Origin of the sequence: Pseudomonas sp. FSL R10-2964 (genome assembly GCF_009600035.1) — a bacterium.
Taxonomy (GTDB): domain Bacteria; phylum Pseudomonadota; class Gammaproteobacteria; order Pseudomonadales; family Pseudomonadaceae; genus Aquipseudomonas; species Aquipseudomonas bubulae.
Window position 1 is genome coordinate 75,753 of sequence record NZ_WIWH01000013.1, and the last position, 15,995, is coordinate 91,747.

The following is a 15,995-nucleotide window of genomic DNA, read 5'->3' on the forward strand; positions in this document are numbered from 1 at the left end:
GAACGAACGTCAGGCAGATCCGCAGGGCTCATGGCTTCACGGTGCGAAGCAATGACTTGGCAACCAGTTGCTCATACAGCTCGGCATAGGGTTCCACGGCCTTGCACCAGTTGAATGGAGCGGCCATTGCGCGGCAGCGCATGGCATTCAACAGTTTGGGGTAGCTGAACACCTTGAAGGCGCGCTTGAGTGCTTCCTCGTAGCTGGCCACGGTGGACTCGTCGAACAGAAAACCGGTCACGCCGTTTTCGATGGTGTCCGCCAGGCCGCCGGTGTTGCGCGCTACTGGCAGCGAGCCGAAGCGTTGTGCATACATCTGGCTCAAACCGCAGGGTTCATAGCGCGAGGGCATCAGCAAAAAGTCGCTGCCCGCGAACATGCGCCGTGCATCGGTTTCATTGAAACCGATGCGTACTCCGATCTGACCCGGGAAGCGCAAGGCAAGTTCACGCATGGCCTGTTCTTCTTCGGGTTCACCGCGGCCGATGATGCAAATCTGCCCGCCCGAAGCGACGATAAAGGCGGCCACGGCTTCGGTGAGGTCCAGGCCCTTCTGGTAAACCAGGCGCGACACGACGGCAAACAATGGCCCTTTGGAGGGGCTGAGGCCGAACAGGGTACGCACATGGGTGGTATTGACGGCGCGGGCATCCCAGTCACCGATACCGAAGGGCGCCACCAGATGGGGGTCGGTGGTGGCTTCCCAGCTTTCATCGATGCCATTGGGAATACCGCTCAACAGGCCTTGCTGGGTCTTGCTGGCCAAAAAGCCATCGAGCCCGCAGCCAAAGGCCGGGGTGGTGATTTCGGCGGCGTAGGTCGCGCTGACCGTAGTGATGTGGCTGGCGTAGGCCATGCCGGCCTTGAGAAACGACAGTTTGCCGTAGAACTCCATACCGTCCTGTTGCAGGGCATGGTGCGGGATGCCCAGCTCCGGGCAGCAGGCGCGGCTGAATACGCCCTGGTAGGCGAGGTTGTGAATAGTGAACAGGGTGGGGGTGCGTTGCCCGCGCCAGTGCATGTAGGCCGGGGCCAGCCCCGCAGGCCAGTCGTGGGCATGCACGAGGTCGGGTTGCCAGTGTATCTGTGCCAGATTGGCAGCGATATCGGCTGCAGCCAGCCCCAGGCGGGCGAAACGGATGTGGTTGTCGGGCCAGTCGCGGCCATTGTTGGCGCCGTAGGGCGTGCCTTCGCGCTCATAAAGCTCAGGGCAGATCAGTACATAGATGACCAGGCCGTCGGTCATGTCCATGCGTCCGATCTTGCAGGCGGGCAGGGCGGCATGGCCACCGAGTTCACCGATGATGTGGATCGGGTTGTCGCTGTTGAGCACTTGTGGGTAGCCGGGGATCAGCACCCGTACATCATGCGAGTGACGCATGGCCCGCGGCAGTGCTGCCGACACATCACCCAGGCCACCGGTCTTCACCAGGTCGGCCAGTTCGGAGGTGACAAACAGCACCTTCTTTTTATTGGGATTGGCGTTTATCACCGCCAGCGCGGGCCTCCCTGCAGGGGCCAGATCTGGCAGTGAAATCAGCTCATTCACAACTTGCGGGGTCAGACGTTCTTCTTGATGTGGCGCAGCAGCACTGATCATGAATCTCTCCCGTTGTATTTATTGATCTGCTAACGGCCACCCGGCCGGCACTTCCCCACTGACTGATCGGCCATGTCATCCACGGCAAAAATGCGTAAAAGATGATTTGGGCACTGCAAGGAATGCACCAACAGCTGCAACCCAGCCCCAAGTTGGCCTATCACGGGCGAAGAAGATCCGATTATTCAAATACGACAAATACACGCCGTAGATGCGACAGCGTTGAGTGTAGAAGAGATGGGTCAAGCTGCTAGCTAAAGGCAGTGTTTTTTGTAAGACAATGAGAGTTGTCTTGTAGGAAAAGTATCTATCACAAAGTCTGCTTCAGTTTTTGTAGCAGCTGACGAGCGGAGCGAGGCTGCGCAGCAGCCGTAAAATCAGACACTGCGATATGCTAGCCCAATCGGGTTCGCAGGGTTCACTGCCGCTACGCGCCCGAACGCAGCCTCGCTCCGCTCGTCAGCTGCTATGGGGATGGGGGGCGGTTCTGCAAAATAACAGGGCGCGCGCACCGATGTGGTGCGCGCGCCTCGCGTATTTCAGTTGCCAGGGTACTCGGCGATCACCTGGTCTTTACCGTCGTTGTCCAGGCCGATCACCTGGTAGGCGTCCTTGCGGTCACCCATTTCCATACCCGGCGAGCCCATTGGCATGCCCGGTACAGCAATACCCTTGAGGTCGTTGCGCTGGGTCAGTGCCACCACTTGTTCGGCAGGCACGTGACCTTCAACGAACTTGCCGTTGATCACTCCGGTATGGCACGACGCCAGCCGGGGCTGCACGCCGAGGCGCTGTTTGACGCTGGCCATATCCGTTTCTACATGGTCATTGACCTTGAAGCCGTTGCTCTCAAGGTGAGAAATCCAGGCTTTGCAGCAGCCGCAGTTGGCATCGCGGTGCACATCAATGGTCAGTTGTTCGGCCGCTTGCGCCAAAGAGGTCAACAACAGGGCCGAGAGTGCGAAAAGGCGCAATGGAGTCTTCATCGAGATCCTCTATACGAAAAAACGTCAGCCTGAGCGACAGGGACTGTCAGGCAACTGATGGACAGATGACAAATCTGTCAGGTTGGGGCGCTTTGGGTGGAATCAAGGCACTATAACCTCGTTCCCTTAATCGCTCACTTTTCTGATGTGTACCGTATATGGCGCTTGCCGTTCCATCCGATTTGTCTGACACCGATGTGCGGGTACAACCCTTGGCGCGTACTTATCCCCGTGGCCTGTATATCGAGCCGCATCAGCACGAGTGGGGGCAGTTGCTCTACGCAAGCAGCGGCGTGATGTGGGTCGATACCCCGGATGAAGCCCTGGCCGTGCCACCGCAGCGGGCGGTGTGGTTGCCGCCGCAGGTGCCCCACGGGATTCGCGTGGTGTCGGATTTGCAGATGCGAAATATCTATTTGCCACCCAAGCTGGCCAGCACCCTGGACAGTCGTGTGCAGGTGATTGAAGTCGGCCGCTTGCTCAGAGAGCTGATTATCAAGTTGGTGGAGCGGGCGGACGGGCAAACGTCCTACACCGAGGCTCTGCTCAATCTGACGTTGCTGGAATTGCAGCGGGCCCGCCGAACCCAGCTTAAGGTGCCCATGCCCGATACCCCGGACCGGCGCCTGCTCAACCTGTGCCAGTCGGTCATGGCCAGCCCTTCGCTGGATATCGCCTTTGAGCAACATGCCGAGAACGCCGGGGCCAGTGTACGAACCCTGGCCCGTCTTTTTCAGGGCGAACTGGGCATGGGCTTCGCCCAGTGGCGGCGGCAGGTGCAATTGGCAACCGCCGCGGCCGAGCTGATCCAGGGCGCTTCTGTCAGCCAGATCTCACGTTCGCTTGGTTATTCGCCCAGCAGTTTCAGCGATATGTTCCGACGCGAGCTGGGTGTGAGTCCCTCTTTGTATGCGTCAGGTCAGGTAGCAGAGATCTGAACTTGTCCGGCAGACAGAAGCCATTGGCAGAAGCACCACGCTTGTCGGCCATAAACTGGGGCATCTCTACAGCATCCAGAGGGCTGAATATGAAAGCACTGCAATTTTCCAAAACCGGTGATCTGGCGGCGCTGAACCTCGTTGAGTTGCCGCTGCCGGTACCTGGTGCCAAAGAAGTGCTGGTGCAGGTCAGGGCTGCGGGCCTGAACCCCAGCGATGTGAAAAATGTACTCGGCCGTTTTCCCTACACCACCTTGCCCCGCGTGCCCGGTCGGGATTTTGCCGGGGTGATCGTGGATGGACCGCAGGCGTTGGTGGGGCAGGAAGTCTGGGGTACGGGTAAGGAGCTGGGGTTCTACCGGGACGGTTCTCATGCGAGCTATTTGGTCTTGCCGATTGAAGGCGTTGCGCTGAAACCCAAGTCGCTGAGTTTTGAGCAGGCCGCCAGCCTGGGCGTGCCTTACACCACGGCGTGGGATGCTCTGCAACGAACGGGTGTAGGCGCGGATACCCGTTTGCTGGTGATCGGTGCCAATGGCGCGGTAGGCACCGCGGCTATCGCGCTGGCGAAAGTGCTTGGCGCGCGGGTGCTGGCGGCGGTGCGTCGTACCGAGCAGGCGCAGGTGCTGCTGGAGCAGGGCCTTGAAGTGCTGGTTCTGGATAAACCGGAGTCGCTGGGGGCTCAAGTGAATGAGGTATTTGCAGGTGGCGCTGAAGTGATTTTCGACACCACTGGCCATTGGTTGCCAGCGGCAGTGTCGGCGTTGCGCACTTTCGGGCGAATCGCCTTTATTGCCGCACCGCTGGACGGTCATGTGCATTTGCCTGCGCTGGCCCTGTATCGCAAGGGCGGGTCGCTGGTCGGGGTCAACACGCTGCTGTATAGCTGCGGCGATTGTGCGCAGAGGCTCAATCAGTTTGGCCAGTACTTCGATCAAGGGCTGTTGCCGGCACCGGGTGGTTTTCAGGAAGCGGCCCTGGCGGACGGACTGGCCTGTTATGCGCAGGTCAATGAAGGTGCGTGCGCCAAAGTGGTGCTGATCCCGTAGGCACTGCCTGAACTGTGGGTGCGGGCAGGCTCGTTCCCACAGAGGCAAGTGCTACCCGATTATTGCCCCAGCCGCAAGCTGGCGCGAATGCCATTGACCTCAGGCTCGTTGGCTTTGTAGCCGTCAGCCGGGCCTGCGTAGGAAAGGGCGTAGGCGCTGTTGCCCTGGGTGGCGGCCACCAGGGTCTGAGTGATCACGTGGTTGCCGTTCTGGGTGATCTTGCAGGTGGTTTGCAATGCGTCCAGCCCGCCCAGGGTGCTGCTGTGGATCTTGTTGCAAGCGCTCTGGTAACCGCCTTTGGCGAAATTCTGCTGCAAGGTTTTGCGCATTTGCAGCAACACCGCCTCCATATTGACCTTGTGCTCTGGCGCCAGGGTCGACTGAGTCAGCTCCATAACCATCTGCGGGTCACCATTGGCATCGTTCTTCACCGCCCGCTGGCGCAAACTGCTGTCGTCCGGGGCAGGGGGGACGGCCTGCACTTCCCAGCCGCCGGGCCAGGTAATCATCATACCGTCGGCGCTGGCCATGGGTGCTGCAGCCAACAGGCACAAGCCGATAAAAACGGGAAAACGTCGGGCAAAATGCATGGTTCTCGGGCCTTTTGAGCGATGGGGGGACTTCAATAGTGTATCAATTGGTGTCCAGGTATTGCTTTGCAACGTGACATCATTTCGACCATTGCTCAGCTAAACCTTTGCTTCTTATGTCTAATCCCGGACAATCGCGCCCCTCTTATGGCCGGGGCGATGTCAGCAAGGTGATTCTTGTCCGCCCCGGCTGCGTGGTAACGACCGGCTAGCGGAGATTCGACCGGATGAATGACCAGGCTAACAGCGTCGACGAACGCTTCGACGAGACACCAGCGACCCTCACTCGCTGGAATCGTCATGACACCACCTGGATGCTGGGCCTGTTTGGCACGGCGATTGGCGCAGGTACCTTGTTTTTGCCGATCAACGCAGGGCTTGGCGGCTTTTGGCCGTTACTGATCCTGGCGCTGCTGGCGTTCCCGATGACCTTTTACGCTCACCGCGGCCTGACCCGCTTCGTTCTCTCCGGGCGTGAAGGCTCAGATATCACTGACGTGGTTGAAGAACATTTCGGCCTGCGTGCGGGTGCTGTGATTACGTTGCTGTACTTCCTGGCCATCTTCCCGATCCTGCTCATCTATAGCGTAGCGCTGACCAACACGGTTGGCAGCTTTATGCTCAACCAGATGCATATCACTCCACCTCCACGGGCAATCCTGTCGCTGGTGCTGATTCTGGGCTTGCTGATTGTGGTGCGCTGCGGCGAGCAGGTGATCGTCAAGGCCATGAGCATGCTGGTCTACCCGTTTATCGTGGCGTTGCTGTTTTTGGCGGTGTTTTTGATCCCGCACTGGAACGGCGGCATTCTCAGTACCGCGACTACGCTGCCTGCGCCTTCGGTATTGCTGCATACCTTGTGGCTGGCGATTCCGGTGATGGTTTTTTCCTTTAACCATTCACCGATCATTTCGGCGTTCGCCGTAGACCAGAAGCGCCGGTATGGCGCCAATGCCGATGAGCGCAGCTCGCAGATCCTGTCCCGTGCTCACCTGCTGATGGTAGTGATGGTGCTGTTCTTCGTGTTCAGTTGCGTGCTGACCCTGTCGCCGGAACAACTGGCCGAAGCCAAGGCGCAGAACCTGTCGATCCTGTCTTACCTGGCCAACCATTTCAGCAACCCGACCATCGCTTTTGCCGCGCCACTGATTGCTTTTGTGGCCATTGCCAAGTCCTTTCTGGGCCACTACATCGGCGCCAGCGAAGGCCTTAAAGGTCTGGTACTGAAAACCGGCAAGCGCCCGGGCGCGAAAAACCTGGACCGCATGACGGCCGCTTTCATGCTGGTGGTGTGCTGGGCTGTGGCCACGCTCAACCCGAGCATCCTGGTGATGATTGAAACCTTGGGCGGGCCGGTGATTGCAGCCATTCTGTTCCTGATGCCGATGTACGCGATTCGCCGGGTGCCGTCTATGCGCCAGTACTCGGGGCAGATCTCCAACGTGTTCGTGACGGTTATCGGCCTGATTGCGATCTCCTCGCTGGTGTACTCGCTGATCCCTTGATGCATACCCCTGTCGCCGCCGTCCTGGCGACGACAGGGCGCTGATTGACCCGCGCAAGCCGTCCAGGGCTTGAGTCTGGCCGGTACTGCGAATATGATTGCGACCCATTCCTATTCGCAGTGTGCCCACGGCACGTCCCGAGGGTTTCCGTGTCGCCATCCCCGCCGAACCCGCCGTTGCTGCACGCAGATGTGCAAAGCCTCTACAGCGATCACCATGGCTGGCTGCTGAACTGGCTGCGCAGGCGCCTGCGAGATACCGACAATGCTGCCGACATGGCGCAGGACACCTTTCTTTATGTGCTGGGCAAGCCGGAACAGGTTGCGCATTTGCGCGAGCCACGGGCCTGGCTGAGCACCATTGCCAAGGGCCTGTTGATTGACCGCTTCCGCCGCCAGAAAGTCGAGCAGGCCTATTTGCAAGCGCTGGCTCACTTGCCCGAGCAGCACATGCCTGCCCCCGAAGAACGTTTGATCCTGCTGGAAACCCTGACCCGCATCGATGCGTTGCTCGAGGGCCTAAAAGCCAATGTACGCACTGCCTTTTTGCTGTCACGCCTTGAAGGGCTTGGCTATCAGGCTATTGCCGAGCGCCTGGGGGTGAGCGTGAGTTCAGTGGAAAAATACATGGCCACGGCCATTCGCCATTGTTTTCTGATGCGTAACGCCCTGTGAGCGCTGGTTCGTCGCCGCCAGGATTCGCCCCCCATGTCCTTGACCAGGCGATTGACTGGCTGGTCAAAACCCAATCCGGTGCGGCGCCGCCTCAGGTATTTGCGGCGTGCGAGCAATGGCGCGCAGCCGATGCCAGCCATGAAGCCGCGTGGCAAGCCCTGCAAATGACCGAAGCGACCTTGCGCCAGGCCTCGGTGCTGCCGGGTCGTGTGGCTTTGGACACCCTGGCCGGCAGTGGCCGCCTGCGCTCACGGCGTCAGGCCCTCAAAGTGCTCGGCCTGGGCATCCTCGGCGCAGGCGCGGGCGGCCTGGTCCTGCAACAGCAGCCCTGGCGGAGCGTGGGTGCCGACTATGCGACCGGCGTGGGAGAGCGGCATTCGTTCAATCTGCTCGATGGCACGCGTTTGCAGCTCAATACCGACAGTGCTGCTGATGTGCTGTTCACTGCGCAACAGCGCCTGATTGTGTTGCGCGAAGGCGAGATATTTATCCGTACGGGTCAGGATCCGGGATCTGCGAGCGGGCGCAGGCCATTCTGGGTGCATACCCGTGAAGCGCGCCTGCAGGCTATTGGCACCGCATTCGATGTACGTCAGGAGTCAGGGCGTACTCGCTTGATGGTCGAGGAGGGCGTAGTGGCGATTCACTTGCCCGATACCCGGCCAGTGCTGGTACAGGCGGGCAGCGAGTACCTGATCGATCCACGTTCTGCACAGTTGCAGCCTGCGCCCGTGTTTAGTGCCAATGGCTGGGTCAGCGGTGTGCTGGTGGCCAGGCAGATGCGCTTGCAGGATCTCGTGCAAGAACTGGCGCGCTATCGCCACGGCTGGTTGCAGTGTGATCCGGCGGTGGCTGAATTGCGGGTTTCCGGGGTGTTTCAACTCCAGCGCATTGACCATGCGCTGGAGGGTTTGAGCCAGTCGCTGGCGGTGCGTATTGAGCGCCGGACACGGTTCTGGACACGCATTGTGGCGGCTTAGTAGTGTGGAAGCGAGCCTGCTCGCGAAAGCCATTCGCGAGCAGGCTCGCTCCCACAGCGCAAATTTCTTTGCGGGTTTTCGGCTGGCCTTCGACAGATAGGCATAAGACTTATCCATTGCAGGAGCCCCGCGCCAATGTCCCGTGTTTTTCGCAACCCTTCATTGCCTCCCCGCAACCGCCTGGCCATGGCCTTGCATATCGTTTTACTGGGCACCGTGGCGCAGCCGCTATCGCTGGTCAGTGCTGCGCCCTTGAGTGTTCAGCGCAGTTTCGACGTGCCCGCTAGCACGCTTGAAGATTCACTGAACCGCTTCGCCCAGCAGGCCAATATCTCCCTGCCTTATGACCCGGCGCTGGTGCAAGACAAGCAGGCGTCAGCCCTCAAGGGCCGCTTTGATGTGCCCCAGGGCTTGCAGCAACTGCTCAAGGGCAGCGGTTTGACGGCCACCGAAGGCGCCAGCGGAGTCTGGACCCTATACCCACTGACTTCCGCCAATGTGGACGGCCAGTTGCAATTGCAAGCCACCAGCGTCACGGGTCTGGCGTTGGGCAGCACCACTGAGGGCAGTCACTCCTACACCACGGGTGAAACCAGTACGGCGACCAAGTTGCCGCTTTCGCTGCGTGAAACGCCGCAATCGGTGACGGTCATTACCCGTCAGCAAATGACTGACCAAGGTTTGGGCAGTATCGCTCAGGTATTGGCGCAAACCCCCGGCATCACCGTGGTGCATGACGACAGCGAGCGCTACAACTTTTACTCTCGCGGTTTCACCCTCGATAACTTTCAGTACGACGGTGTGCCGACCTCGGATTTCACCACCAATACCAATGGCCTGGGCATGCGTGACATGGCCATTTACGATCGCGTAGAGGTGGTGCGCGGTGCCACCGGCTTGATGAGCGGTGTGGGTAGCCCGTCGGGGGCCGTGAACCTGGTGCGCAAGCGTCCCACCAAGGAGTTTCAGGGCTATGTATCAGGCAGCGGCGGCTCATGGGACCGCTATCGCAGCGAGCTGGATTTGTCCGGGCCGCTGACGGAAAACGGCGCACTGCGCGGACGTGTCGTCGCCGCCCACGAAGATGGCCGTTCCTTTATCGATCGCTATTCCTCGACCAAGGACGTGTTCTATGGCATCGGCGAAGCGGATTTGACCGACGACACCACTCTGTACGCCGGTATCGACTATCAGCGGATCAATTCCAACGGCTCGAGCTTTGGCCAATTGCCGCTGTATTACAGCGATGGCAGCCGCACCCATTTCAAGCGCTCGATGAATCCCGCCGCCAAGTGGGCGTATGCCGACAGTGAAAGCACCAAGTATTTCGCTGGTGTTGAACAGCGTTTTGCCAACGACTGGCTGCTCAAGGTCGAGGCCAGCCACTGGAAGGGCAACACCGAGCAGTTGCAGGGCAACCTGGTGGGCTGGGGGCCTTTTCCGGACAAGGCCACCGGCCAGGCGCAGTTCATGAGCGGGAGCAAAACCTTCGAAATCAATACCGATACACTGGACGCCTATGCGACCGGGCCGTTTGAGCTGTTGGGGCGTACCCATGATCTGGTGGTGGGGATGAACGTCAGTGACCGGCGCACGGACTACCTGGCAATGAATGCCGATGACCTGACCGTCAACTACGAAAACTGGAACAATGACGCGCCGCGTCCTACTGATCTGAGCCAGGGGTTGAAGCAAAAGTACAAAACCAAAGAGTCGGCAGCCTACGCAGCATTGCGCCTCAAACCTGTGGACGACCTGTCGATCATCCTGGGAACCAGGGTAGTGGACTACGATCGCAAAGGCACAATGACCTATAACGCGGCGCAAACTGTGCCAACCACGGATAACAGCAAAAAAACCGGGAAGATGATTCCTTATGCCGGGATCGTCTACGACCTGAACGAAAACCACTCGGTCTATGCCAGCTACACGGATATCTTCACGCCGCAAAGCTACTTCGACCGTGACGACAAGGTTCTGCCGCCGATGACTGGCCAAAGCTATGAAGCGGGTCTGAAGTCCGAGTATTTCGGCGGGGCGCTGAACACCAGTTTTGCCCTGTTCATGATCAAACAGGACAACTACGCCGAATACGATGGTGTGCGGGATGATGGCCAGGATGCCTACAAGGCAATCAGCGGTACCAAGACCAAGGGCATCGAGGCCGAAATATCCGGCGAAATCATGACCGGCTGGCAATTGCTGGCGGGCTACACCTACGCCCAGCCACGGGACAAGGACGGCAAGCGGATCAACAGCAACCACCCTGAGCAATTGTTCAAACTGGCCACCAGCTATCAACTGACCGGCGACCTCAAAGACCTTAACGTGGGCGGCAACCTGACCTGGCAGGGCTCGACCTACAGCGAGCTGGATTCAACAATCAAGACCGAAGCCAAGGAAGGCAGCTTTGCCGTGGTCGGCTTGATGGCCCGCTATGACATCACCAAGAACCTCAGTGCGTCAGCTAATTTAAACAACGTTTTCGATCGTGAATACCTTAGCGGTTACGGTTTGTACTCGACTTATTACTACGGTGACCCGCGCAACCTGATGCTGGGCATGAAGTACCGTTTCTGACGAGGTTTTCATCTCGCGTGTGCCCTGGGTCGACTATGGTTAAAAACCACGAAATCGGAGGCTGGCAATGAGCGATACCACCATCCACAAGGCAGCAGCAGATGGTTACAAGCAGGGCGCCGACACCTATGTGCGCGGGCGCCCGGATTACCCGGCGGGTGTGACCGCATGGTTGTCCGAAACCCTTGGCCTGGGGCCCGGGCAAACCGTGCTTGAAGTTGGAGCCGGTACCGGCAAGTTCACCACGCGCCTGTTACAGACGGGCGCGCGGGTGATTGTGGTCGAGCCGGTGCAGGCCATGCTCGACAAGCTCTCCGGCAGCTATCCGCAAGTCGAAACCCATCAAGGCACTGCCCAGGCCATTCCTCTGGCCGATGCCAGTGTCGATGTGGTGGTGTGCGCGCAGGCTTTTCATTGGTTCGCCACCTCTGCAGCGCTGACCGAGATTCATCGCGTGCTCAAGCCTGGCGGGCAACTGGGGCTGATCTGGAACCTGCGCGATGCCAGTGTGCCGTGGGTGGCGCAACTGGATGCGCTGGTCAATCAGTGGGAAGGTGATGCCCCGCGCTTCTATACCGGCGCGTGGCGTCAGGCATTTCCTCATCCGGGTTTTGGCCCTTTGCGCGAGCAGAAACTGAGCCATTCCCACGACGGACCGGTAGAAGACGTAATCTTCAATCGGGTGCGTTCCACCAGCTTTATCTCGGCTCTGATACCGGCCGAGCGTGATCGCCTGGAACAGCAACTGGCGGCTTTTGTCGCCTCGCATAACGCGTTGAATCACGGTGGCACCGTCAGCGTGCCGTATGTCACGTCGGCATTTGTCACCCGCAAGGACGCTTGACCTGCATCAATGCTGACGCGTCGCACAGGCATAGCCTGAGCTCAACTCATGTTCCAGGAGGTAGCCATAGATGAGCATCATCGTGACCGGAGCTGCCGGGTTTATCGGCAGCAATCTGGTGAAGGCCCTGAACCGACGCGGCGAGCGCGACATCATCGCCGTCGACGATCTGACTGACGGCGACAAGTGCCGCAATCTAGCAGACTGCGATATCGCTGATTACTTCGACAAGCGTGAATTCGTACAGCGCTTTACGACCCATCAACTGGGCGAAGTGCGTGCCGTGCTGCATCAGGGCGCCTGTTCCAGTACGGTAGAAAGTGATGGCCGGTTGATGATGGACAACAACTACCGTTACAGCTGCGACCTGCTGCAAGCCTGTCAGGAACAGTCGGTACCTTTGCTGTATGCCTCTTCGGCGGCGGTCTACGGCGCGAAACGGGAGTTTCGTGAAGCCCGCGAGTACGAGCAGCCTCTGAATGTCTATGCCTACTCCAAATTCCTCTTCGACCAGCGGGTACGCCAGTTGCTGCCCAGGACGCGCAGCCAGATTGTGGGCTTGCGCTACTTCAATGTGTACGGCCCCCGCGAACAGCATAAAGGGCGCATGGCTTCGATGGTCTGGCACTGTTTTAACCAGTATCGCGATCATGGCCATGTCGAGTTGTTTGGCGAGTACGGCGGCTACCCGGCGGGCGGGCATGAGCGCGATTTTGTCTCTGTGGAGGATGTGGTCAAGGTCAATCTGCATTGGCTGGACCATCCGCAAACCAGTGGTGTTTTCAACCTGGGCACTGGGTGCGCGCGGTCATTCAATGACCTGGCACTGGCGACCATCAACAGTGTACGCGCTGCCGAGGACAGGCCGCCCCTGACCCTTGAGACGGCCTTGCTGGACGGAGTGTTGCGGTATTGCGAGTTCCCTGACGGGCTCAAGCACAAGTATCAGGTGTACACCTGCGCAGATCTCGGGCAGTTGCGCGAAGCGGGGTATCGCGAGCCAATGCTTGGGCTGGAGGAGGGCGTGCAGAGCTATTGTGCAGGGCTTCTTGCATCTTAGGTCGTGGGAGCGAGCCTGCTGGCGAAGGGCATTTCGCTAGCAGGCATGCTCCCACAAAATGAAGTTATTTACCTGACAGCAGTGCTTCCAGCTTTTCCTGGTCACGGGCGAATTGGCGGATGCCTTCGGCCAGTTTTTCGGTGGCCATGGCATCTTCGTTGGAGGCCCAGCGGAATTGTGCTTCGTTCAGGCTCAGGCGTGGTTCGCCTTTATTGCCCGGAGCCAGTTTGCGTTCCAGTTTGCCGTCGTCCAATGCCAGTTTTTCCAGCAGGTCGGGGCTGATGGTCAGGCGGTCGCAGCCGGCCAGCTGTTCGATCTGGTTAAGGTTGCGAAAGCTCGCGCCCATCACCACGGTGTTGTAGCCGTTGGCCTTGTAGTAGTTGTAGATGCGGGTCACGGACTGCACGCCCGGATCATCGGAGCCGGTGTAGTCAATGCCGGTGGACTTCTTGTACCAGTCGTAAATCCGACCCACGAACGGCGAGATGAGGAACACCCCGGCATCGGCACAGGCAGCGGCCTGGGCAAACGAGAACAGCAGGGTCAGGTTGGTTTGAATGCCGTCCTTTTCCAGTTTCTCGGCAGCGCGGATGCCTTCCCAGGTCGAGGCCAGCTTGATCAGCACGCGGTCGCGACCTACACCGGCCTTGTCGTAAAGCTCGATCAACTGGTGGGCTTTTTGCAGCAGGGCAGGCTCGTCGAACGACAGGCGGGCGTCGACTTCAGTGGAAATGCGCCCCGGAATCACGTTCAAGATACCGCTACCCACAGACACCGCGAAGTGGTCGCAGGCCTGACCTACATCACCTTTGGCGTGGCTGATGGCGTTTTGCAGCAGTTCTGCGTAGCCGGGCATCGCGGCGGCCTTGAGCAGCAGCGACGGGTTGGTGGTTGCATCCACGGGTTTGAGGCGGGTAATCGCGTCGAGGTCGCCGGTGTCTGCGACCACGGTGGTGAACTGCTTGAGTTGTTCCAGCTTGGAAGTCATGAGCGTCTCTGTCGGAAAGGTATTAATGGCAGTACAGATTGAGTGCGTCTTCGATCATTAGTTCGTTGAACGGTAAGTGGCAGAATGCCGTTGAATACGCCCGCAGTGCAACTAATGGTGCAGATTTAATCTGTCGCAGTGCCATTACCCTGCTTTCACAGGTCGAGCGTGCCCCATCCCGGCTTGCGCAGCTCTGGTTCGGCGGTCTGCACGGCGTTGACGGTTTTGCCGGTGGCCAGCTCGACCCGGCGTGCTACTTCCGGGTCATCGGCAAAGGGAATCAGGCTGGCGTCGTCGAGGTCGTTTTCGGTCTTGTGTTTCAGGCACCAGCCTACGGCAAAGTAAAGGCTGATAACCGCGGCGCTGTTGAGGGCGATGTCGAGCATGGGCAAGGTTCCTTGCTGTAGGGTACCGCAGGCCCTGGGGCCTGCGGTGCAGCGTGGTCAGGCGATGTGTGCGGTCAGTTCGGCCTGCTTGAGGTTGCCTGCACGCACCGTGCGCCAGACGTTCCAGGCCATGAGCAACATGCCGCAGAGGAAAAACAATCCGCCCACCAGGCGAACTACAAAGCCCGGGTGGCTGGCCTGCAACGATTCCACAAACGAATAAGTCAGCGTGCCGTCATCGTTGATAGCTCGCCACATCAGACCCTGGGTGATGCCATTGACCCACATCGAGGCGATGTAGAGCACCGTGCCGATGGTGGCCAGCCAGAAGTGCAGGTTGATCAGGCTGGTGCTGTACATTTGCTCGCGGCCGAAGATTTTCGGGATCATGTGGTACAGCGCACCAAAGGTGATCATTGCCACCCAGCCCAGGGCACCGGCGTGGACATGACCGATGGTCCAGTCGGTGTAGTGGGAGAGGGCGTTGACGGTCTTGATCGCCATCATCGGGCCTTCAAAGGTCGACATGCCGTAGAACGCCAGGGACAGCACCAGAAAACGCAGGATCGGGTCGGTGCGCAATTTATGCCAGGCGCCCGAGAGGGTCATCATGCCGTTGATCATGCCGCCCCAACTGGGTGCCAGCAGGATGATCGACATGGCCATGCCCAGAGACTGCGCCCAGTCGGGCAAGGCGGTGTAGTGCAAGTGGTGCGGACCGGCCCAGATATAGAGAGTGATCAGTGCCCAGAAATGCACAATCGACAGGCGATAGGAGTAGATCGGCTTGCCGACTTGTTTGGGCACGAAGTAGTACATCATCCCCAGAAAACCGGTGGTCAGGAAGAAACCTACGGCGTTATGCCCGTACCACCACTGCACCATGGCATCGGTAGCGCCGGAGTACACCGGATATGATTTAAACCAGTCCACCGGAATGGCCAGGTGGTTGACCACATGGAGCATGGCGATCACCAGGATAAAGGCGCCAAAAAACCAGTTGCCGACATAGATGTGCTTGCTTTTGCGGCGTACCACCGTGGTGAAAAACACGATGGCGTAGGCCACCCATACCACCGTCAGCCAGACTGCGCCGGTGAATTCGATTTCGGCGTATTCCTTGGTTGTGGTGTAGCCCAGGGGCAGGGTGACCAGCATGATCACGATCACCGACTGCCAGCCCCAAAAAGTGAAGGCTGCGAGTTTGTCCGAATACAACCGCACCCCGCAGGTACGCTGTACGGCGTAGTAGCTGGCGGCAAATTGCGCGCTGCCGGCAAAGCCGAAAATCACCAGGCTGGTATGCAGCGGGCGCAGGCGGCCGAAGGTGGTCCAGGGCAGGTCGAGGTTCATCTGCGGCCAGGCCAGTTGTGAGGCGATCCACACGCCCATGGCCATGCCGACAACGCCCCATACCACGGTCATGATGGCGAATTGGCGGACGACCTTGTAGTTATAGGCCTGCCCGTTCAGTGCTGTGCTCATGCTCAAGTCTTCCACGGTTCAAAGTCCTGCCAGGCCTCGTGGTCTGGCGCAGGGGGAACTTTAGGAATAAGGGCAAAAACAAAACAGATTCAGAAAACGAGAATTAATGCAGATCACAATTTTGCGCTGGATCAGGCGAATATTTACCCATCTGATCTGGTTTTAGAGTATTTCTTGAAAGCCAAATAGAACTGAGCTGTAAAAAGTATGCCGATGTGTATTGAGCATTCGATCACAATCGCCGTCGGATCAATTCGGGTTCTGCGGCGATTGTTCAATGCTTGGCTATACCTATAGGGCGCGTTTCTACGGCTGCGCCCCCTACAGGAG

The 15,995-nt window shown here is 59.0% G+C and carries 14 protein-coding genes; 8 read left to right on the plus strand and 6 right to left on the minus strand.

Annotated elements, in window-relative coordinates; all coding sequences use genetic code 11:
• Positions 1-28: 28 nt before the first annotated feature.
• Positions 29-1,600: a glycogen synthase GlgA gene (gene glgA / locus GHN92_RS09480; protein ID WP_153379949.1), complete on the minus strand. Its 1,572-nt coding sequence runs from the start codon at positions 1,598-1,600 to the stop codon at positions 29-31.
• Between the two features lie 539 nt (positions 1,601-2,139).
• Positions 2,140-2,586: a DUF411 domain-containing protein gene (locus GHN92_RS09485; protein WP_095002375.1), complete on the minus strand. Its 447-nt coding sequence runs from the start codon at positions 2,584-2,586 to the stop codon at positions 2,140-2,142.
• Between the two features lie 158 nt (positions 2,587-2,744).
• Between GHN92_RS09485 and GHN92_RS09490 the strand changes: the two genes are divergently transcribed.
• Both GHN92_RS09490 and GHN92_RS09495 read left to right on the plus strand, forming a co-directional pair.
• On the plus strand, positions 2,745-3,524 hold the full coding sequence (locus tag GHN92_RS09490) for a helix-turn-helix transcriptional regulator (RefSeq protein WP_153379951.1): 780 nt from the start codon (positions 2,745-2,747) through the stop codon (positions 3,522-3,524).
• Positions 3,525-3,613: 89 nt separating this feature from the next.
• Positions 3,614-4,573 (plus strand): zinc-binding alcohol dehydrogenase family protein, encoded by a 960-nt coding sequence (locus GHN92_RS09495; protein WP_133144388.1) that lies wholly within the window; start codon positions 3,614-3,616, stop codon positions 4,571-4,573.
• Between the two features lie 59 nt (positions 4,574-4,632).
• Here the strand turns inward: GHN92_RS09495 and GHN92_RS09500 are convergent, their stop codons facing one another.
• The gene (locus GHN92_RS09500) at positions 4,633-5,163 is read right to left on the minus strand and encodes a DUF4946 domain-containing protein (RefSeq protein ID WP_133144389.1); all 531 of its coding nucleotides are present in this window, start codon (positions 5,161-5,163) and stop codon (positions 4,633-4,635) included.
• A gap of 227 nt (positions 5,164-5,390) precedes the next feature.
• Here GHN92_RS09500 and GHN92_RS09505 point away from each other — a divergent pair, with 227 nt between their 5' ends.
• The 6 genes from GHN92_RS09505 to rfaD all read left to right on the plus strand — a co-directional run bounded on the left by GHN92_RS09505 (position 5,391) and on the right by rfaD (position 12,806).
• Positions 5,391-6,668: a serine/threonine transporter gene (locus tag GHN92_RS09505; protein WP_095002379.1), complete on the plus strand. Its 1,278-nt coding sequence runs from the start codon at positions 5,391-5,393 to the stop codon at positions 6,666-6,668.
• A gap of 149 nt (positions 6,669-6,817) precedes the next feature.
• Positions 6,818-7,342 carry a sigma-70 family RNA polymerase sigma factor gene (locus GHN92_RS09510; RefSeq protein WP_095021203.1) on the plus strand — a complete coding sequence of 175 codons (525 nt, stop codon included), beginning with the start codon at positions 6,818-6,820 and terminating at the stop codon, positions 7,340-7,342.
• A complete protein-coding gene (locus GHN92_RS09515; RefSeq protein ID WP_095002381.1) occupies positions 7,339-8,322 on the plus strand; it encodes a FecR domain-containing protein in 984 nt (327 codons plus the stop codon). The genes GHN92_RS09510 and GHN92_RS09515 overlap by 4 nt, the downstream gene beginning before the upstream one ends.
• 135 nt (positions 8,323-8,457) lie before the next feature.
• Positions 8,458-10,902: a TonB-dependent receptor gene (locus GHN92_RS09520; RefSeq protein ID WP_133144390.1), complete on the plus strand. Its 2,445-nt coding sequence runs from the start codon at positions 8,458-8,460 to the stop codon at positions 10,900-10,902.
• 67 nt (positions 10,903-10,969) lie between these two features.
• Positions 10,970-11,746 (plus strand): class I SAM-dependent methyltransferase, encoded by a 777-nt coding sequence (locus GHN92_RS09525; RefSeq protein ID WP_095031874.1) that lies wholly within the window; start codon positions 10,970-10,972, stop codon positions 11,744-11,746.
• 70 nt (positions 11,747-11,816) lie between these two features.
• Positions 11,817-12,806, plus strand: coding sequence for an ADP-glyceromanno-heptose 6-epimerase (gene rfaD / locus GHN92_RS09530; RefSeq protein WP_095002384.1), 990 nt, complete (start codon positions 11,817-11,819; stop codon positions 12,804-12,806).
• A 64-nt stretch (positions 12,807-12,870) separates the two neighbouring features.
• Here rfaD and tal read toward each other — a convergent pair whose 3' ends face one another.
• The 3 genes from tal to ccoN all read right to left on the minus strand — a co-directional run bounded on the left by tal (position 12,871) and on the right by ccoN (position 15,665).
• The gene (gene tal / locus GHN92_RS09535; RefSeq protein WP_095002385.1) at positions 12,871-13,794 is read right to left on the minus strand and encodes a transaldolase; all 924 of its coding nucleotides are present in this window, start codon (positions 13,792-13,794) and stop codon (positions 12,871-12,873) included.
• Between the two features lie 155 nt (positions 13,795-13,949).
• A complete protein-coding gene (locus GHN92_RS09540) occupies positions 13,950-14,180 on the minus strand; it encodes a hypothetical protein (RefSeq protein ID WP_095018850.1) in 231 nt (76 codons plus the stop codon).
• Positions 14,181-14,237: 57 nt separating this feature from the next.
• Positions 14,238-15,665, minus strand: coding sequence for a cytochrome-c oxidase, cbb3-type subunit I (gene ccoN / locus GHN92_RS09545; protein ID WP_095021219.1), 1,428 nt, complete (start codon positions 15,663-15,665; stop codon positions 14,238-14,240).
• Positions 15,666-15,995 lie beyond the last annotated feature (330 nt).

Bases quoted from the DNA above. Each gene is read 5' to 3' on its own strand.
- GHN92_RS09485 (WP_095002375.1), bottom strand. From the start codon at position 2,586: ATGAAGACTCCATTGCGCCTTTTCGCACTCTCGGCCCTGTTGTTGACC.
- GHN92_RS09495 (WP_133144388.1), top strand. From the start codon at position 3,614: ATGAAAGCACTGCAATTTTCCAAAACCGGTGATCTGGCGGCGCTGAAC.
- GHN92_RS09525 (WP_095031874.1), top strand. From the start codon at position 10,970: ATGAGCGATACCACCATCCACAAGGCAGCAGCAGATGGTTACAAGCAG.
- glgA (WP_153379949.1), bottom strand. From the start codon at position 1,600: ATGATCAGTGCTGCTGCGCCACATCAAGAAGAACGTCTGACCCCGCAA.
- GHN92_RS09520 (WP_133144390.1), top strand. From the start codon at position 8,458: ATGTCCCGTGTTTTTCGCAACCCTTCATTGCCTCCCCGCAACCGCCTG.
- GHN92_RS09500 (WP_133144389.1), bottom strand. From the start codon at position 5,163: ATGCATTTTGCCCGACGTTTTCCCGTTTTTATCGGCTTGTGCCTGTTG.
- rfaD (WP_095002384.1), top strand. From the start codon at position 11,817: ATGAGCATCATCGTGACCGGAGCTGCCGGGTTTATCGGCAGCAATCTG.
- GHN92_RS09490 (WP_153379951.1), top strand. From the start codon at position 2,745: ATGGCGCTTGCCGTTCCATCCGATTTGTCTGACACCGATGTGCGGGTA.
- ccoN (WP_095021219.1), bottom strand. From the start codon at position 15,665: ATGAGCACAGCACTGAACGGGCAGGCCTATAACTACAAGGTCGTCCGC.
- GHN92_RS09540 (WP_095018850.1), bottom strand. From the start codon at position 14,180: ATGCTCGACATCGCCCTCAACAGCGCCGCGGTTATCAGCCTTTACTTT.
- tal (WP_095002385.1), bottom strand. From the start codon at position 13,794: ATGACTTCCAAGCTGGAACAACTCAAGCAGTTCACCACCGTGGTCGCA.
- GHN92_RS09505 (WP_095002379.1), top strand. From the start codon at position 5,391: ATGAATGACCAGGCTAACAGCGTCGACGAACGCTTCGACGAGACACCA.